The organism is Pyrodictium brockii (assembly GCF_055379715.1).
Map to the genome: position 1 here is coordinate 75,617 of NZ_AP042401.1, position 18,238 is coordinate 93,854.

Consider the following 18,238-nt stretch of genomic DNA (forward strand, 5'->3'; position numbering starts at 1 on the left):
CGACGTAAAGCAGGGGGTGCGTGGAAGTGCCCAGGAGGATTGACGTGAGGAAGGTGCTGGTGCTCGGGAGCGGCGCGATAAAGATAGCTGAGGCGGCCGAGTTCGACTACAGTGGCAGCCAGGCGCTCAAGGCCCTCCGCGAGGAGGGTATTGAGACCGTACTGGTGAACCCCAACGTAGCCACCATCCAGACCAGCTACAGGCTGGCCGACCACGTGTACCTGGGCCCTCTGAAGCCCTGGTTCGTGGAGAAGGTCATCGAGAGGGAGCGGCCCGACGGCATCCTCCTAGGCTTCGGCGGCCAGACCGCCCTGAGCCTAGGGGTCGAGCTGCACCGGCGCGGTGTGCTCCAGCGCTACGGGGTGCGCGTCCTAGGCACCCAGGTGGAGGGGATCGAGAAGGCCCTGTCCCGCGGCCTCTTCCGCGAGGCCATGGTCTCCGCTGGGCTCCCCGTCCCGCCCAGCGTCCCGGCGAGAAGCATTGAGGAGGCGCTGGAGGCCGCCGAGAGGATAGGCTACCCCGTGATAGTGAGGGTGAGCTTCAACCTCGGCGGCGGCGGGAGCCTGGTGGCCCGGAGCCGCGGGGAGCTGGAGAAGTGGCTTGCCCGCGCCTTCGCCCAGTCGGGCTCCGGCGAGGTGCTTGTGGAGAGGTACCTCCACCACTGGAAGGAGATAGAGTTCGAGGTGGTCCGCGACCAGTATGGCATCAGCGTGGCCGTGGCCTGCCTCGAGAACGCCGACCCCATGGGGGTCCACACCGGCGAGTCGGTGGTGGTAGCGCCCTGCCAGACGCTCACCGACCAGGAGTACCAGCTCCTCCGCCAGGCCAGCCTCCGGGTGGCGGAGGCCATAAGCCTGGTCGGCGAGGGTAACGTGCAGCTGGCCCTCAACCCGAGGGACAGCCGGGGCTACTACGTGATAGAGACCAACCCCAGGATGAGCAGGAGCAGTGCCCTAGCGAGCAAGGCCACCGGCTACCCGCTAGCCTACATAGCGGCCAAGCTCGCCCTCGGCTACCGACTGGACGAGCTGCTCAACCGCGTCACCGGCAGGACCTGCGCCTGCTTCGAGCCCAGCCTCGACTATGTAGTCGTCAAGGTGCCGCGCTGGGACCTCGACAAGTTCGACAACGTGGAGAAGAGCATTGGCAGCGAGATGAAGAGCATAGGAGAGGTCATGGCTATAGGCAGGAACTTCGCTGAAGCCCTGCAGAAGGCTATAAGGATGCTCGACATAGGCGAACCCGGCGTGGTGGCCGGGCCCAGGTACGAGGAGCCGGAGAGCCTAGAGAGCGTCCTAAGGCGGCTCCGCAGCCGCGAGCCCTACTGGCCCATATGGGTGGCCAAGGCCCTCCGCCTTGGCACGAGCGTGGGCCAGATCTACGAGGCCACGGGGATTGACCCCTACTTCCTCAACCAGATCCGGGAGATAGTCGAGGTGGCGGAGGCCCTCCGCCGCGCAAGGCCGAGGAGCATGGAGTTCCTCGAGCTGCTCGCCGAGGCTAAGAGGCTCGGCTTCAGCGACGAGCAGGTGTCGCTGCTCACCGGGCTCAGCGTGGAGGAGGTGGAGAGGGCGAGGCGGAGCATAGGCCTCGAGAGGCCCAGGGTGAGGCAGATAGACACCCTCGCCGCCGAGTGGCCAGCGGCGACCAACTACCTCTATATGAGCTACAGCGCGTACGAGGACGATAAGCCTATAACCACTGGGCGGCCGCGGATAATGGTGCTCGGCGCCGGCGTCTTCCGGATCGGCGTCTCCGTCGAGTTCGACTGGGGGGTGGCGAGCTTCGCCGAAGAGGCGCGCAGGCTCGGCTACGAGGTCGTCGTGGTGAACTACAACCCCGAGACAGTCTCCACAGACTGGGATATGAACGACAAGCTCTACTTCGAGGAGCTCAGCCTCGAACGCGTCCTCGACATATATAGGTTCGAGGAGCCCGTGGGCGTGGTCGCCTTCCTCGGCGGCCAGATAGCGAACAACCTGGCCAGGCCGCTCGAAGAGAGGGGGGTCCGGCTCCTGGGGACCCCGGGCAGCAGCGTCGACCGGGCCGAGAACCGGGCGAAGTTCTCCCAGCTACTCGAGGAGCTAGGGATAAAGCAGCCCGAGTGGACGGCGGCCACGAGCGTTGAGGAGGCGCTCCGCTTCGCCGAGGAGGCCGGCTACCCGGTTTTCGTGAGGCCCAGCTACGTGCTCAGCGGCTCCGCTATGAAGATCGCGTGGAGCCCCGAGGAGCTGAGGAGCTATATAGAGAAGGCCGCTAGGGTCTCGCCCAGGTACCCCGTGGTCGTGTCCAAGTTTCTCGAGGGAGCCGTGGAGGCTGAGATAGACGCGGTGGGGGACAGTCGCCGGGCAGTCGGCGCGGTGATAGAGCATATCGAGCCTGGCGGGGTCCACAGCGGCGACTCAACCATGGTGATCCCCTGGTTCAGCCTCCCAGATGCCGTGGTCAGGGAGATGATCCGAGTGGCTGAGACGCTCAACGAGGTGCTGGGGATAAAGGGCCCATTCAACATACAGTTCCTCGTAAAGGATGGGAGCGTCTACGTGGTGGAGCTGAACCTCCGCGCCAGCCGCTCGATGCCCTTCACCAGCAAGACCACCGGCTACAACCTGATGCGCGCAGCCGCCGAGGCGGCGCTCAGGGGAGGGATAAGGTACGGCTTCGAGGCCGGCGAGGAGGGCTTCAAGCTCCTCCGCCCGGCGGGCTGGTGGGGGGTGAAGAGCCCCCAGTACAGCTGGCAGAGGCTGCGGGGGGCCTACCCCGGCCTAGGCCCTGAGATGAGGAGCACCGGCGAGGTGGCGGCGCTCGGCCGCAGCCTCCCAGAGGCGCTGCTCAAGAGCTGGCTGAGCGTGCAGGGCAACCAGCTGCCGCCCCCCGGCGGGGTGATCCTCGTCTACACGCCCACCGGCAGGGGCCGCCGCGAGCTCTCGGAAGCCGTGAGGTTGATGGCAGAGAGGGGCTACAGGATATACACGGTAGAGGGCATGGAGGCCGACGGGGCCGAGCCGCTCCCGGTGGAGCAGGCGCTGCGCCTCATAAGGAGCGGCTCAGCCGGCATGATCATGACCACGGACTACGCGCCCGACCGGGACTACGCCATCCGCCGCCTAGCAGTGGACCTCGGCGTTCCCGTGGTGCTCGACGCGAGGCTCGCCAGGATGCTGGCCGAGGCCATATCCAGGACCGGCCTCGAGGCCATCGAGGCCCTCGAGCTCCGCGACTACTGGGGCCCAGGGGTGGAGGCGTTCTAGCCATGCCCAGGGTGGCTCTCGTAGTGGACGTGGTGCGGATGGAGGAGCGCATGCTGCTCGACGTGCTGCGCTCCAGGGCCGAGACTGAGACGGTGGACGCTGGCTCTATGCCCCTCGAGGTAGGGAGCAACAGCTTCGACGCGGCAGTCATAAGGCCTATAAGCATGTACCGCGCTGCCTACGCCGCTGCGAGCTTCGAGGCAGCCAGGGTATTCACCGTGAACCGTTCCGAGACCATAATGCTGGCTGGGGACAAGATGCTGACCTACGCCCGGCTAGCCGCGGCGAGGGTGCCCACGCCCCGCAGCTTCTACGCCTCAAGCCCCCAGGCAGCCCTGAAGGCCGCGGAGAAGCTAGGCTACCCAGTAGTCATCAAGGCGCCGCTCGGCAGCTGGGGCAGGCTCGTGTCACGCGTCGACAACCCCGTGGAGCTGGAGCAGCTCGCGAGGCTCCGCCAGGGCCTGCCCTGCAGCCAGACGAGGAGCATGATAGTCCAGGAGTACCTCGACACCGGGGGCAGCGACATACGCTGCATAGTGATGGCTGGCAGCCTCCTCGGATGCATAAGGAGGATAGCCGGCAGCGGCGAGTGGAGGAGCAACGTAGCCCTAGGCGCGAGGACCGAGGCCTACAACGCGGACCCCGCCCTGGAGGACCTCGTCCTAAGGGCAGCGGCGGCGGTGAAGGGGTTCTTCGTGTCGATAGACGTGTTCGAGACGCGGGAGAGGGGCTACCTGGTGAACGAGGTCAACGGCGTCCCGGAGTTCAAGGGCTTCTACCGCGCCACCGGGATAAACCCCGCGGTGAGGCTGGCCGAGGCGCTGATAGAGGAGCTGAAACGCTAGAAGCCTTCCCGGGGGAGCCCCTCCGGGCGCGGGGAAAAAGAGGAGCGCCGCTCCCCCGGGGGGCTTAGCTGCTCTCGCGGAGCAGGCGCTCGCTCTCCTCGACAGCCTTCTTGAACTCCTCCCAGGCCTTCTTGATCTCCTCTACGCTGGCCTCGTCCTCCAGAGTGCTTACGTCGCCCAGCGGGGCGCCGGTGGCGACAGCCTTTACCAGCCTCCTCATTATCTTGCCGCTCCTGGTCTTTGGCAGCTTGTTCACGAAGAGCACCCTGCTCGGCACGGCTATCGGGCTCAGTGCCTTGCGGACGCTCTGCTTGATCTCCTCCTCGAGCTCCTTGCTGGGCTTGTAGCCCTCCCTGAGCACCACTACGGCGAGGGGCACCTCGCCCTTGATGGGATCGGGTATACCGACCACAGCGGCCTCGGCCACGGCGGGGTGGGTTAGTATCGCGTCCTCTATCTCCGTGGTGCCCAGCCTGTGGCCCGCTACGTTCAGCACCTCGTCCGCGCGGCCCAGCATCCAGATGTAGCCGTCCTCGTCCTTCACAGCGTAGTCGGCGGGGTAGTAGATCCATATCCCCTTATCGGGCTGGCTGAACCTCTGCCAGTAGGTCCTTATGTAGCGCTGCGGGTCGCCCCAGAGCCCCATCAGCATGCCGGGCCACGGCTTCTTTATCACGAGGTAGCCCTTCTCGCCGGGCTTCGCCGGCTCGCCCTTGTCGTTGAACACGTCGGCGTCCACGCCGGGCAGCGGGTACGTGGCGCTGCCGGGCTTCAGGGGCACCAGGGCTATGCCTGGAGCCGGGGCTATCATCGCGGCGCCGGTCTCGGTCTGCCACCAGGTGTCCACTATCGGGAGCTTGCCGCCGCCGACGACCTCGTAGTACCACTTCCACACGTCGGGGTTTATCGGCTCGCCCACGGTGCCGAGCAGCCTGAGGCTGCTGAGGTCGTGCTTCTTCACCCACTCGTCGCCGTACTTGCGGAACAGCCTTATGGCGGTCGGGCTCGTGTAGAGTATCGTCACCCTGTACTTCTCTATTATCTCCCAGACGCGGTCGGGCTGCGGGTAGTCGGGCGCACCCTCGTACATAACGTTGGTCATGCCGTGCATGAGGGGCGCGTAGACTATGTAGGTGTGGCCGGTTATCCAGCCTATGTCCGCGGCGGTCCACATCACGTCGTCGGGCCTCGGGTCCCAGGTCCACTTGAAGCTCCAGTAGACCCAGACCATGTAGCCGCCGACGCTGTGCATTATGCCCTTAGGCTTGCCGGTTGTACCGCTGCTATAGAGTATGAAGAGTACGTCATCACTCTTCCTGGGCTCCGGGGGCACGTAGACGTTGTGGGGCACCTCCTTGGCTAGCTCGTCGTACCAGTAGTCGCGGCCCTCAACCATGTTCACGTCGAGGTTGAGCCCGCTCCTCTTAACCACCAGTACCTTCTCCACCTTAACGCCCTGCTCCTCGGCCAGCTTGACGCCCTCGTCAGCGTTCTTCTTCAGGTTTATGACCTTGCCGCGGCGGTAGTAGCCGTCGGCGGTTATGAGCACCTTAGCCTTGGCATCCACTATGCGGTCGGCGAGCGCCTTGGGGCTGAAGCCGCTGAACACAACGCTGTGTATAGCGCCTATCCTGGCGGCGGCCAGCATGGCTATGGGCAGCTCGGGTATCATAGGCATATAGATTACCACGCGGTCGTCGGGCTTAACCCCGAGGTTCTTGAGGACCTGGGCGAACCTGTTTACCTCGCGCCAGAGCTCATAGTAGCTTATCACCCTGGTGTCGCCGGGCTCGCCCTCCCAGTAGTAGGCGACCTTGCTCTTGACCTCGGTGTTCATCCAGCGGTCTAGGGCGTTGACGGTTATGTTGGTGACGCCGCCCACGAACCAGCGGTAGAAGGGCGGGTTGGAGTCGTCGAGGACCTTGTCCCAGTACTTGAACCAGATGAGCGCGCGGGCCTTCTCGTCCCAGAACTTCTCGAGGTTATCGAGGCTCTCACGCCTAATCTCCATCAGCTGCTTGATGGCAGGGATGTACTTCTCGCCGAAAGGTAGGCCCTGCTCCTCAGTCATAGCCTCGCCACCCGACGAGCCAGGCTTTCGACTCTACTCCACGCTGCTAATCTATTTAAAGCATAACGCTTCATCTTAAATGTTAGAACGTTAGAATCGCGTAAGCATGTGGGCGGGCCCCGCAATCCCGGCGAGGCCGGGGCGGAGTGTTACCCGGGTAGCTATGGAGCCGCAGCCCGGCGGCCCCGGGACGAGGCAGCAAGCTATAGGGGTGGGCTGCGCGATGACACGCTTCGACCTCCCGCCGCCCCCGCCGGGGCTGCTCGAGAGGAGCAACCGGGAGGCGATGGAGGCCTTCCTCGCAGCGCTCGCCGCCGCCGGCGCCAGCCCGAAGACCGTGAAGGCGTACCGGGCGGCAATAAGCGACTTCCTAGACTTCATAGCCGGGAAGCCTCTCCGCGAGGTGACGAGCAGCGACGTCTCAGCCTGGATATACGAACGTCTCACCCGGGGGCTCAGGAGGCCCAGGAGCCCCGGCGGCGGGTCCCTCGACGAGAGGAGGGAGAGGCAGACAACGATGCACTACTACACGCTCTTCCTCCGTGGCTTCCTCGAGTGGCTGGGCCTCCCGGTTAAGGTCCCCGTGGTGAGGAAGCCCAGGAGCCCCAGGATCGAGGCGCTCCGCCCGGAGGAGGTTGAGAGGCTCCTCAACGCGGCCCGCGACCCGCTGGACCTCCTGATAGTGGCGCTCCTCTTCGAGACCGGGCTCCGCGCCCAGGAGGCGGTAGGGCTCCGGCTACGCGATATAGACACGGCTAGGCGGGAGATAAGGGTGAGGAACGCCAAGTACGGCGAGGAGCGCGTTGTCCTCTACGGGCCCCTAACGGAGCAGGCCCTGGCCCTCTGGCTAGCCCTGAACCCCGGCCTCGGGCCGGACGACCCGCTGCTGGGGATAAGCTACAGTGGGCTCTACAAGAGGCTGAAGAGCCTCGCCCGCCGCGCCGGCCTCGACCCGAGGAGGGTGAGGCCCCACGTGCTCCGCCACACATTCGCCACCGAGGCGCTCCGCCGCGGCGTGCCGCTCCCCGTGGTGCAGAGGCTGCTAGGCCACCACGATATCAAGGTGACCCAGATCTACCTACACCTGCTGGACGAGGACCTGCGCGCCGCTTACCAGCGCGCCTTCGCCGCCCAGCAGCCCCCGCCGCCAGCCACGTGGCAGTACCCGCAGCCATGGCCCGCGGCCCCCCAGCCCCAGCAGCAGTGGTGGACGCCCCCGGCCTACCCAGCCGCCCAGCCCCCAGGGGCCGCCGGCCCCCAGCCCTACCCCTACCCATACCAGCCCCAGCCGCCTCCGGTGCAGCCCGCCTACCCCCAGCAGGCCGGCAGCCAGGCGCCGGGCGCGGCGGGCGGCGGGAAGGGAGACGAGGAGAGGAGGCGCCGCGGCTAGGCCCCGGCCTTCCTGCCCCTCTCCTCCACCACGGCTGCGGAGCCGTAGCCCACGAGCACTATCTTGTCCGGGGCCAGCGCCCTGAGCACCTCCGGCCTGTTGGTGGAGACTATGAGCGTTATCCCCGCGCGGCGGGCTAGGGCGCCGAGCTTCCTAGCAACCCTCTGGGCCGTCAGCCTGTCTAGATGTGCTGTGAACTCGTCCACTATCATGAGGTTGGGCCTCTCCGCCAGGAGGCTTGCGAGCCTCGCCCTCTCCTTCTGCCCTGTCGACAGCTCATCGAACCTCGCCCGGTAGAAGATGGCGTCGCTCAGCCCCACAGCGTTGAGCACCTCCACCGCAGCGGCGGGGTCGCCGATCTTCCTGGCGACGTGCTCCAGCAGGGCCTCCCCGAAGCCGGGCTCCATCTCGCCGGGCAGGAGGACGGCGAGCCTGACGTTGCCTGGCACCTCGACCCTGCCCTGGCTGGGCCGGTACTTCTCGCTGCTCTCCCCCAGCGCGGCGCCGACTATCATGCGGAGGAGCGTGGTCTTCCCGGCCCCGCTCGCGCCCACCACGGCCACCACCTCGCCCGGCCCTATCTCCAGGTTCACGTTGCGGAGCACGTAGCGCTCCCCCTCCTCCTCTCCGCCCCGAAGGCGCGGAGCACCTCCTGCAGCCCCGGGGGCAGCCTGGAGACGTCGAGCTCGCCGCTGTACATCTTGGTCACGTTTACGAGCCTTACTGGCGAGCTTAGGGGCTCAACCCTCCCGTACCTGGGCCTGAACAGCCTGCCGCCGTGGCGGCGGGCGTAGGGGTCCTTCTCGAGGAACTCCTCGATCCTCCTCCGAGCCTCCTGGGTCAGCGGGTACATGAGCACTGGGCGGCCGCTCGCGGTGTCCCACATGTAGCGGAACCCCGCCTTCTCGAAGAACGGGTTGTACCTAGCCATCTGGGCTATGGTCTCTACCACGTGCTTCCTCCTCTTCATCTCGGGTATCCGTCTCTCGGCGATCCACTCGAGAGCCATCCTAACCGCTAGGACGCCGAGGCCGTCGCCGCGGTAGTCGGGGTGCACCACCACCCTCGCGATCCTCGCCGCGGCGGTGTTGGCGCGGCGGAGCGCCTCCTCCGCTATCTCCTCGCCCACGGCCGCCCGGGCTATCCTCCTCGAGCCGTAGAGCTCCGCCAGCTCCTGGAACCTCTTCCTAAGCTCGGCCCTCCTCGCGTAGGCCAGGGGCCAGAAGGTCGGGTGGAACCAGTCCCGGGGGAACATCTTCTCCCCTTATCATCCTCTCTATCTCGACCCTGCCGTCCTCGCGGACTATCCGGCGGTGCATCAAGGGTATCGGCGTGTCGACCCTAACGTACGCCACTATCCTCGGCTCGTAGGGCTCCCTGGAGACGAGCTCGAGCACCATGAAGCGGCTCGAGGGGAGGCTCCCCCTTATCTCCTGCAGCTTCATCGGCACCCCGCATCGGGGGCAGGTGGGCTGCACGTTGGCCTCGGCGTAGGCGCCGCAGACCGGGCACCTCCATATAGCTACGACCTCCTCCTTGCTAGCGTAGTGGTACTGCTCGAGCCCGACAATCTCCTTGAAGTCCTCCTCGCTCTCAGCCTCCCTGGCGACGACGCGGTACTCGTAGACCTTCTCCCCCAGCACGCTCTCCCGCTCGAGCCGGGCCTCCCTCCTCCAGAGGGGCCAGACCTGGATCCTCTCCTCCCCCTCCTCCCCGCCCCAGATCCTCCAAAGCTCGAACGTGTCCCTGGGGGCGACGTACACGCCTCCAAGGTTCTCGGGCTCCTCCAGGAAGCGCACCTCGACCCTCTCGCCCCTCTGCATCCACCTGGCTATAGCCCCGGGCATGAGGAGGTGGACGCGCGCCCCCGTCTCAAGCTCGACCATGAGGCCGCCTAGCCAGCGGGAGCCTACCCTGGGGACCCGGGCGCCGAGCACCCGGCCCCGAAGAAGCAGCATAGCCGGGACGGGCTCCCTCCTAGCCCCAGCCAAGCCCCTGCCCCCCGGGGCCTCAGAGCAGCCCCAGACCTTATCCCCTGGCTAGACGAGGCGGCGCCTCCGCCGGGCCAGCGTCCTGCCCATAATGCTCCTCCTGGCCAGGCGCAGCTGCAGCCCCCGGGCCGCGGCGAGCTGCTCCAGGAGCCTAATGTAGCCTGCAAGCTGGCTGGAGGTGAGGGTGGCGTTCATGTGCGCGGCCACGAGCTGCACGTTATAGTACTCGGGGCCGGCGTAGCCGGCGCGGAGCACCGCCACCAGCTCCTCCTCCCGGGCGCCCGGCTCCTCCAGCACCCTGCCGGGGGAGTAGTAGCAGCCCGGCTCTCCGGGGAACTCGGCGAGGAGCGGGGCATCCCCCGCCCCCAGCCTCACGTAGATCATCCTGCTGCAGGGTAGCTCGTCCAGCAGCCCCGGCAGCCTCTCGGCGAGCGAGCGGAACTCCTCCGCCTCCGGCTCCCCCGCCAGGAGGGCCTCGGCCCGGGAGGCCGCGCGCTCTACCAGGCCCTTGATCCCGCCCCTCGCCAGCGCCCTGCTGAGCCTCAGCGGAGGGGGCATGCGGAGGACCCAGCTGTACCCCGGGCCCTGGCCGGCGGCGTCGGCTATGAAGAAGCTGTCCCGGTAGCTCATATCCAGCGCGGCGTCGAACGCGCCGCGCAGCTCGTGGGGGACGAGCCTCCTCGCCTCCAGCAGCTGCTCCCGGAAGGCTAGCGGGTAGTAGTCGAGCGCCCTCGAGGCGAGGGGCTGGAGCGCCCTCACCCTCTCCGCCACCGCCTCCAGGAGCACCTTCTCCTTCAGCGCCCTGAACCCGTGGTCCTTCGAGACGTAGGCTACCGTTACGCCCCTCTCCCTCGCGGCCCTCACGAGCCCCGCTATCTCGGCGAGCATGTAGCCGCTGAGGAGCGCGGTGTAGACCAGCCCCAGGCTCTGAGCCCCGTGGCTGGCGAGCTTCGCCAGGGCGGTCAGCCCGGCGGTAACCGTGACCCAGAGGCTGCCATCCATTAGCAGCACGCTCCCCGGCGGCAGGCGCAGGGCCAGCCTCACAGCTATCCTGTGCTCCAGCCAGCTCCGGAGCGCGTCCAGCACCCTGGACTCGCGGACGGGGTAGTAGCGCAGCTCCAGCCCCCTCTCCGGCTCCCCCGCCTCCACGTAGCCGTAGGCCCTGGCTATGTAGAGGGCCCCGGCGCCCCCCGCGGGCTCCAGGCCCCCGCCCCCGTCGACGGCCGCGACCCGCCTATTCCCGGCAGGCTCGGGGAGCCCAGGCACCCACCAGTAGGAGGGGAGCCCCTCAAGCTGCCGGCCGCCGCCCCGCAGCCTGATAGACTCTATGAGCTTCTCGGCCTCGCTCGTGAAGAGGTCTACGAACCAGTCGCCGGCCAGCCTTGGCACCGCAGGGCGCCCTAAACCGGGGAGAACAGGGGTAATACTTTATCCCGGTGAGCCTGCCGGGCCCAGGCCTAGGAGCCTCCCAGCCGCCAGCCTGTACGCCGGCGTCTGCCACGCCCACTCCCTGCCGACCCCTGGATCCGGGCCGGGCTCCCGGGGCTCCGAGAGGCTTGCCAGCCTGCTAAGCCTCGTAACCAGGTTCATCTCCTCCAGCCTCTCCCCGCTCCATCCAAGCCCCGCCAGCCGCCCCAGGGGCAGAGGTTGCCCCCGGTCCACCCGCCTGCCGGCGAAGCATAGGCGCCCAGGCGGGAACGCTGTCCTGAAGCCGCAGTCCATCCCGCGTCCCCCAGGGGCGCGGGGATGCGTTCAAGCCTCTAGCCCGCCACTAGGCCGGCGAGCCAGCTGTAGAGCGCTATCGACCCCGCCGCCGAGGCGCCGCGGGCCAGCCCGTAGAGCCCGTAGCCGCCGGCCCCGCCGCGGACCATGGCGCGGGCGACGGTCTCGAACCCGGCCTCGGCGACGCCGCTGAGCGCGGCCGCGGCCAGGGCCCCGGCGGGCGAGCCTCCCACAGCGAGCACCGTGGCGCCGGCCGCCACGCCGAAGAGCGCGGGGAGCAGCGCCGCCGCCCCGGGGCTGCGGTCGTAGAGCACGCCGAGGGGCACGGCGGCCAGCGCGTCGGAGAGCATGGCTACGGCATAGAGTAGGGGTGCAGAGCCCCGCGGCACACCGCCCAGCACCCGCGCCACGTACTCGACCGCGAGGGGGCCTGCTACAAGGGTCCCAACCGCCGCCACGTAGAGGGAGGCCCTCAAGCCTTCCCCGAGCGACTCCCGGAGGCTCCTCCTCGGCCCCGGCACGGCGCTCCTCGGGTAGAGGCGCCACGCGGCGGCGAGCACCGGGAGCGTGAAGGCGGCCGGGACTGCGAGCAGCCAGAGGCCGGCTCCGCGGGCCAGCGCGGCGTAGGCGAGCAGGGGCCCCGCCACAGCCCCCACCTGGTCCATGGCCTCGTGGAGGCCGAAGACGAGGCCCCTCCTCCCGCCCGCCAGTCCTCCGAGGAGCGCGTCCCTGCTGGGGCTGCGCAGAGCCTTCCCGAGCCTCTCCAGGCCGTAGCCGAGGACTAGCAGGACGCCGCCCTGGGAGGCCGCCAGTACCCCCACCGGTATGAGCGCGTAGCCGAGCCCGGTGAACCCCCAGTAGGCCCCCAGCCTGTCTGCCAGCAGCCCCGTGGCGGGCCGGAGGCTCCAGGCGAGCACCTCGCCGAGGCCCACGACGCCGCCCAGCTCCAGCCCGCCCCTCACCAGGACCGGGAGCGCGCTCCGGAACCCCTCGTAGCTCATATCGCCGAGGAGGCTGACGACGCCGAAGAGGAGTACGACAGCCAGCGCCTCCTCCGCCAGGCCGAGCCCCCCGCTGCGCTCCCCGCCATCCCCCACGACGCGGCCCCGAGGGCCAGCCCCGCCCCCTGGCTCTTAACCGGTGCGGGGCCGGGGGTCAGCCCCCGTCTATGCGCCCATCCCTCCCCGGGCCCCGGGGAGGATGGGCAAGGGCCAATCATCATCCCCATCACGGCTTAAAGGCGGCCCCTACGCCACCACCCTGGGGTGGTGCGGGCGTGGCGGCCCGACGCGCCTGGATAGCGGTGGCAGCCGCGCTGGCCGCTATAGCCGCTGTAGCTGCGGCCCTCCTGATCCACGGGGGCGGGCCTGGCGCCCAGGCGCCGGAGACGGGCACAGCGGGCCAGCAGGGCGCCGCCCTGCCGGTAGTGCGTGTCGGCACGCTGCGCGGCGGCATCTCGAGCCTCGACGTCATAAAGGAGCTGGGGCTCGACAGGAAGCATGGTATAGACGTGAGGGTGGTCTACTTCACCAAGACGCTCGACCTCGCCAATGCACTGGCGCGTGGAGACCTAGACGCGGCTGTGATACCGGCGGAGTTCGTGGCCAAGCTCCGCGAGCACGGCAGCGACGTTGTTATAATAGCTGTCGACTTCTACCAGAACCAGGCGGTGGTCGCCAGGCGCGGCTCTGGGATCGAGACGGTCCAGGATCTCCGGGGCCGCAGGGTGGGCGTGTTCAAGCCCACCGGCACATACGCCATGTTCAAGGCCTATATGAGGGTCCTCTACGGCATCGACGTTGAGAAGGAGATGCAGCTCGTGGACGCGCCGCCGCCCCAGCTGCTCCAGGCGTTCGAGAGGGGCGACGTGGCTGCGGTGGTCCTCTGGGAGCCCCTGGTCTCTAAGATGGTCGCCGACATGGGCGGCAGGATAGTGGCTACATACAGCGGCTTCTGGCGCAGCTGGAACGGCAGCGTCGGCGACAACGGGGTCATGGTGGTCTACGCCGCCAGGGGCAGCTGGGCCCGGAGCCACCCCGGGCTCGTGGAGCGGCTCCAGGAGGCCAGGGCGGAGGCGGCCAGGAAGTGGAACCGGGATAAGGCCCTGGCGGCCTCCATACTCGTCAAGGGCTATGGGCTCAGCGAGGGGGCGGCGGAGCTTTGCTGGAAGAGGGTAAGGATGAACGAGGAGAAGGGCCTCACCGAGAGCATGGTGGAGAACATTCTGGCAGTCTGGAGGCTGGCCCGGGAGGGTGGCTACATCAGCTCAAGCCCGGAGTCTCTGGCGGAGGGCGCGTTCTGGCAGGCTGGGCGGTAGCGCTCGCGCTTCTAACCCTTTCCTGGCAGCTAGCCCACATAGCCTACCCTGGCCAGGTGCCCGGCGTGGAGGAGTCAATAATCTTCCTGGCGGAGGAGGGCCCGGGGAAGGTGCTCCGGAACACGCTCCTCACACTAGCCAGGTCGCTGGCCGGCTTCACGCTGGGCACGGCCGCCGCCCTCGCGCTGGGCCTCCTCTACACCCTGGGCCCTCTGGCGCGGGAGACGCTGAGGGCAGTCAACACGGTGCTCCAGAGCGTCTCCGTCCTGGTGTGGGTTGTGGTCCTGGTCATGCTCTTCGGCGTGCTGAGCCCCCTGCCCCCGGTGCTGGTAGCCGCCCTCGTAGCGCTGCCGATAATGCTGTCCTCCCTCCTCTCCGGCCTCGAATCCGCCAACCCGAGGCTCCTCGAGCTCGCCGCAGTGCTCGGCGCGGGCCGCTGGAGCCTCTACAAGGACTTCCTCCTGCCGAGCCTCCTCCCGTCCCTCGTGGGCGCCGGCCGCGCCGCCCTCGGAGCGGCTCTGCGGATAAGCGTCGTTGCCGAGGCGTTCGGGAGCAGCGGCGGGATAGGCTACATGATAGCTTCCTACTACAGCCTCGCCGAGCCCCGGGGAGTGTTCGCCTGGGGGCTGCTCCTCGTAACCCTCATGGTGGCCCTGGATAAGCTTGTCCTCGAGAGGCTGGAGGAGTGGGCCCGGAGATGGGCGGCGCTGCCGAGGCAGCAGTAGCGAGGGTCGAGGCCCGGGAGGTATGGAAGAGCTACAACGGCCGCCCCGTGCTGGCAGGGGTCAGCGTGGAGGCTCGCGGCTCGGAGATCGTCGGGATAGTGGGCCCCAACGGCTCGGGGAAGACGACGCTCCTCCGCATAATAGCTGGGCTCGAGAGGCCCGACAAGGGCAGGGTGGTGGTGAGGGGGAGGGCGCTGCTGGTGTTTCAAGAGAACCTCCTCCTCCCCTGGAAGAGGCTCCGCGACAACATAGCCCTGGGGCTGCGCTACCGGGGCGCCCCGCGCCGGGTGGTGGAGGAGAGGATTGCCTGGGCGGCCAGGCTCCTTGGGATAGAGGAGCACCTCGACAAGTACCCCGGGGAGGTGAGCGGCGGCACGGCCAGGAAGGCGGCGGTGGCCAGGATGCTCGTCCTGGACCCGGATATACTCCTCCTCGACGAGCCCCTGGCTGGGCTCGACGTGGAGTCGCGGCGCAGCCTGCTGGAGGCCGTCGATGCTATAGCCCACCGGCACGGCAAGACAGTCGTGATAGTGGACCATATACTGGACGAGGTAGCCTACTATGCTGACCGGGTCTACGTGCTCACCCAGCCCCCGGCGAGGGTCGAGGCCGAGGTGGAGCTGCGCGACGCCCCCCGGGCGGAGCGGCTGGCCATCGTCTACGAGGCGCTGAGCCGCGTCTACCGGGAGCGCGGCAGACTAGCCCTCCCCGAGCGGGTTGAGCGCGACGCCCTCCCGGGCTAGCTTCTCCAGCCGCTCTCTTATGTGGAGCAGCGCCCCCGCCAGCACCCTGTTGTTGTCGTAGCCCTGGACGATCTCCCCCAGCTCACTCCTGGGTCTCCCTCGCAGCTTCTCGATCTCCCCTGCTATGAGGGGGACGGCGCGCACGATGTTATCCACTATCGTCACGTCCGCCATCCTCGCGGTGCGGCTCAGCGGGTTAAGGTCTATCGCTATCACGCGCTTCCCCATCCTCCGGAGCGCCTCGGCCCGGTCTCCGTCCTCCAGCGCCACGAGCACTACGTCTGCCCTGAGGATCCCCTCGGGGCTTACCATGCCCCTGGGGTGGGGGAGCCCCGGTATACGAGCGGTTGCATCCTCCACGCCGAGGACGCGGCGGGCTCCCTTGCGGCGGAGGAGCTCCGCTATCCTCCGGACCCTCTCTTCCGTCCGGTAGAACAGGTTCACCTCCAGCGGCGCGTCGAGGAGCTTCGATAGCCTCACCAGCTCATCCGCGGCAAGGGCGGCGGCGTTACCGTTCACCGATATCACGGGGTGCTCCGCGAGGAGGAGCAGCGCGGCCGCGGCCCGGGCCGCCTCCCGGGCGAACCACTGGGTCTCCTCGCCTATCAGGTAGTCGAAGCACTCGCCCCTCCCATGGGCTATGAGGCCCTGGGGCACTACTATGCCCTCCCGCATGGCCTCCACGAGCCTCTCGCGGAGCACCAGGCTCCAGTACCTGGGGTGGCTCCTCGGTATCCCGTGTCCCCCTTCCTCCATCGAGCCTCCCGAGGGCATCCCGCAGCCGCTCCTCCAGGCGGCTAGCCCCCGGCTTGCTCCGGGTGTTTATCCCTCCCGGCCCCCGGGCCCGGTGAGGGGGCGGGGGAGTCGTTGGGTGGTGCGGCTGCGCCCTGGATACCGGCGCCGGTCAGCGTAGTCTACGCTGCCCTCGAGGCCGCCTGGGCCGGGCCATGCGACACCGTCTACGACCTGGGCTCGGGGGACGGCCGTGCAGTGGTGATAGCCGCCCGGGACTTCTGCGTGGCCAGGGCCGTCGGGGTCGAGATAGACCCCGTCCTGGTGGAGGTCTCGAGGGCCAAGGCCAGGATGGACGGGGTTGCGGACAGGGTGGAGATAATAGAGGGGGACTTCTTCGAGACTAGCCTGCGGGGCGCCACCCTGGTCTACCTCTACCTCTACAAGAGTATAAACGAGAGGCTCCGCCCCAAGCTCGAGGAGGAGCTGGGGCCCGGCGCCCGGGTGGTCACGGTAGACTTCCCGGTGCCCGGCTGGGTGCCGCTCTACACGCGCAGGCTCCGCGACGAGGGCGACATACTCCGCACGGTGCACGTCTACGTGATAGGGCTCAGCGACACCCGGTGGACCAGGCAGGGGGAGCGGCTGCGGGAGCGGCTCCCAGAGCTGGAGGCTCTCGCGGGCTGCAGGAGGAGCCCCCCGCCCGGATGCAGGCCCCGCCGCGGGGCTGGCAGGGCTTGAGGGCCAGGGCCAGGCTCGGGCTCAGGAGAACCGCCTCCTGGGGCCGCCGCGGGGTCTACATGGTGGAGGAGCCGCTGCCGCTAATGGGGGTCATACAGTTCGGGGTCATAGACAGGGGCACCAACGTGCTCCAGGTGAGGCCCACCACGGTGTGCCCCCTCTCCTGCATATTCTGCAGCGTCGACGCGGGCCCGGGGAGCAGGTGGAGACAGGCCGAGTACCTGGTTGAGCCGGGCTGGCTGGCCCACTGGGTGGGGAGGGCTGCCGCCGAGAAGGGCGTGGCGGTCGAGGCCCTGATAGACGGGGTTGGCGAGCCCCTCTCCTACCCCTGGCTCCCCCGGCTGGTGCGCCTCCTCAAGTCCATCCCCCTCGTGGCCAGCGTTGCCGCGGAGACCCACGGGGAGACCCTCACCAGGGAGCTGGTGGACCGGCTGGAGGAGGCGGGGCTCGACAGGATAAACCTCAGCATAGAGACGCTCGACCCCGAGAAGGCCCGCCGGCTAGCCGCGACCCCCTGGTACGACGTGGAGCGGGTTAAGAGGATGGCGGAGTACATTGCGAGGGAGACCAGCATAGACCTCCACGTGACCCCCGTCTGGCTCCCAGGCGTCAACGACGAGGACGTCGTGGAGATCGTGGAGTGGGCCTACAGGATCGGGGCTGGAAAGCGCTGGCCCCCAGTCACGGTTCAGAAGTACATCGCCCACCGGCACGGCCGCCGCCCGCCCGGGGTCCAGGAGCCCAGCTGGGAGGAGTACTGGAGCTGGCTCCGCGAGCTGGAGAGGAGGACCGGCAGGAGGCTCACATGGAGCATGGAGGAGTGGGGCATGAGGCCCGCGCCCCGGGTACGCCACCCGCTCCGGAGGGGCCAGGTGGCCAAGCTGCAGGTAGTCGGCCCGGGCTGGCTCCGCGGCGAGCTGCTCGCAGCGACACTGGACATGAAGAGGCTCGTGACCCTCGTCGGCGTCCGCGGCCTCGAGCCCGGCGACGTGGCGCTAGCCAGGATAACCAGGGACCGGGACGGGATATTCATAGCCAGGCCCGTCTAGGCCCTGACCGCCACCAGGAGCCCCAGCCTCGTGGGCACCACGGTGCTCCTCCACGGCCCCCTCTCCACCGCCTCGAAGAAGGACCCGGGCGGCCTCGGGAAGTAGGCGTTGTGGAACACGGCGACCCCTCCAGGCCTCAGCCTGGACTCGAGCAGCTCGAGCACCCTGGCGTACTCGTGCTTATCCACGTCGACGAACACTATGTCGAGGCTCCCCGGGCCCAGCCTCTCCAGGTAGCTTAGGGCGTCGCCCTGGACCGCCTCCAGCCTCGTCCTCTCCAGCCCCGCCTCCCCCAGCACCTCGCGGAGCCTCCGGGACCTCCAGGGGTCAGCCTCCACGGCTACGACCCGGCAGCCCCTGGTGCAGGCTGCCTCGACGCCCCCGGCGAGCCACAGGGTGGAGTAGCCTATCCCGGCCCCCAGGTCGGCCGCGGCCACCCCTTCCCCGCCCCTGCCGAGGGTGTAGAGGTACGCCACAGCGTAGAGGGCGGAGCCGTCCTCCCTCTCGATGGAGGGTATCCCGGCCCTGGCGGACTCCTCCTCAACCCGCTCGAGCAGCTCGAGGAGACGGGCGCTCGGCCCCACGGCCGGCAAGGCCTCCCTCCACCCAGGGGCGCCCAGGAGGAGCGTAATTGAGGCCTCACCGGGGATGACGGGGCGCC

General features: G+C 68.4%; 14 protein-coding genes and 1 pseudogene. 8 read left to right on the top strand and 7 right to left on the bottom strand.

Annotated features, from left to right (window positions below):
- Positions 1 to 26: 26 nt before the first annotated feature.
- Both carB and ACZ42Y_RS00495 read left to right on the top strand, forming a co-directional pair.
- Positions 27 to 3,251 carry a carbamoyl-phosphate synthase (glutamine-hydrolyzing) large subunit gene (gene carB / locus ACZ42Y_RS00490; protein ID WP_058370280.1) on the top strand — a complete coding sequence of 1,075 codons (3,225 nt, stop codon included), beginning with the start codon at positions 27 to 29 and terminating at the stop codon, positions 3,249 to 3,251.
- Between the two features lie 2 nt (positions 3,252 to 3,253).
- A complete protein-coding gene (locus tag ACZ42Y_RS00495) occupies positions 3,254 to 4,096 on the top strand; it encodes a RimK family alpha-L-glutamate ligase (RefSeq protein WP_058370279.1) in 843 nt (280 codons plus the stop codon).
- A 64-nt stretch (positions 4,097 to 4,160) separates the two neighbouring features.
- Here the strand turns inward: ACZ42Y_RS00495 and acs are convergent, their stop codons facing one another.
- Positions 4,161 to 6,167 (bottom strand): acetate--CoA ligase, encoded by a 2,007-nt coding sequence (gene acs / locus ACZ42Y_RS00500; protein ID WP_058370278.1) that lies wholly within the window; start codon positions 6,165 to 6,167, stop codon positions 4,161 to 4,163.
- Between the two features lie 223 nt (positions 6,168 to 6,390).
- Between acs and ACZ42Y_RS00505 the strand changes: the two genes are divergently transcribed.
- Positions 6,391 to 7,557: a tyrosine-type recombinase/integrase gene (locus tag ACZ42Y_RS00505; RefSeq protein WP_464735510.1), complete on the top strand. Its 1,167-nt coding sequence runs from the start codon at positions 6,391 to 6,393 to the stop codon at positions 7,555 to 7,557.
- Here ACZ42Y_RS00505 and ACZ42Y_RS00510 read toward each other — a convergent pair.
- The 4 genes and pseudogenes from ACZ42Y_RS00510 to ACZ42Y_RS00525 all read right to left on the bottom strand — a co-directional run bounded on the left by ACZ42Y_RS00510 (position 7,554) and on the right by ACZ42Y_RS00525 (position 12,367).
- A pseudogene (locus ACZ42Y_RS00510) lies at positions 7,554 to 9,515 on the bottom strand (GNAT family N-acetyltransferase). The gene ACZ42Y_RS00505 and the pseudogene ACZ42Y_RS00510 sit on opposite strands and share 4 nt — an antisense overlap.
- 81 nt (positions 9,516 to 9,596) lie before the next feature.
- Positions 9,597 to 10,937 carry a DNA double-strand break repair nuclease NurA gene (locus tag ACZ42Y_RS00515; protein WP_058370277.1) on the bottom strand — a complete coding sequence of 447 codons (1,341 nt, stop codon included), beginning with the start codon at positions 10,935 to 10,937 and terminating at the stop codon, positions 9,597 to 9,599.
- Positions 10,938 to 10,976: 39 nt separating this feature from the next.
- Positions 10,977 to 11,270, bottom strand: coding sequence for a hypothetical protein (locus ACZ42Y_RS00520; RefSeq protein ID WP_058370276.1), 294 nt, complete (start codon positions 11,268 to 11,270; stop codon positions 10,977 to 10,979).
- Between the two features lie 38 nt (positions 11,271 to 11,308).
- Positions 11,309 to 12,367, bottom strand: a complete 1,059-nt coding sequence (locus tag ACZ42Y_RS00525) for an MFS transporter (protein WP_464735511.1) — start codon at positions 12,365 to 12,367, stop codon at positions 11,309 to 11,311.
- Between the two features lie 179 nt (positions 12,368 to 12,546).
- On the opposite strand from ACZ42Y_RS00525, the gene ACZ42Y_RS00530 reads away from it, so the two are divergent.
- From ACZ42Y_RS00530 to ACZ42Y_RS00540, 3 genes are read left to right on the top strand one after another with little or no spacing between them, the layout of a single operon-like run.
- A complete protein-coding gene (locus tag ACZ42Y_RS00530; protein ID WP_464735512.1) occupies positions 12,547 to 13,587 on the top strand; it encodes an ABC transporter substrate-binding protein in 1,041 nt (346 codons plus the stop codon).
- A 56-nt stretch (positions 13,588 to 13,643) separates the two neighbouring features.
- Positions 13,644 to 14,312: an ABC transporter permease subunit gene (locus ACZ42Y_RS00535; protein ID WP_058370273.1), complete on the top strand. Its 669-nt coding sequence runs from the start codon at positions 13,644 to 13,646 to the stop codon at positions 14,310 to 14,312.
- Entirely contained in the window at positions 14,285 to 15,055 is a 771-nt protein-coding gene (locus ACZ42Y_RS00540) for an ABC transporter ATP-binding protein (protein ID WP_168371209.1), read from the top strand. The genes ACZ42Y_RS00535 and ACZ42Y_RS00540 overlap by 28 nt, the downstream gene beginning before the upstream one ends.
- Here the strand turns inward: ACZ42Y_RS00540 and ACZ42Y_RS00545 are convergent.
- Complete coding sequence (locus tag ACZ42Y_RS00545; protein ID WP_058370271.1) at positions 15,011 to 15,811, bottom strand: 4-phosphopantoate--beta-alanine ligase; 801 nt, start codon at positions 15,809 to 15,811, stop codon at positions 15,011 to 15,013. The two genes, ACZ42Y_RS00540 and ACZ42Y_RS00545, sit on opposite strands and share 45 nt — an antisense overlap.
- A gap of 111 nt (positions 15,812 to 15,922) precedes the next feature.
- Here ACZ42Y_RS00545 and ACZ42Y_RS00550 point away from each other — a divergent pair, with 111 nt between their 5' ends.
- Both ACZ42Y_RS00550 and ACZ42Y_RS00555 read left to right on the top strand, forming a co-directional pair.
- Positions 15,923 to 16,528, top strand: coding sequence for an SAM-dependent methyltransferase (locus ACZ42Y_RS00550; RefSeq protein WP_058370270.1), 606 nt, complete (start codon positions 15,923 to 15,925; stop codon positions 16,526 to 16,528).
- Complete coding sequence (locus ACZ42Y_RS00555; protein ID WP_236698095.1) at positions 16,525 to 17,577, top strand: radical SAM protein; 1,053 nt, start codon at positions 16,525 to 16,527, stop codon at positions 17,575 to 17,577. Before ACZ42Y_RS00550 ends, ACZ42Y_RS00555 begins: the two co-directional genes overlap by 4 nt.
- Here the strand turns inward: ACZ42Y_RS00555 and ACZ42Y_RS00560 are convergent.
- Positions 17,574 to 18,161: an O-methyltransferase gene (locus ACZ42Y_RS00560; protein WP_236698186.1), complete on the bottom strand. Its 588-nt coding sequence runs from the start codon at positions 18,159 to 18,161 to the stop codon at positions 17,574 to 17,576. The two genes, ACZ42Y_RS00555 and ACZ42Y_RS00560, sit on opposite strands and share 4 nt — an antisense overlap.
- Positions 18,162 to 18,238: the final 77 nt, after the last annotated feature.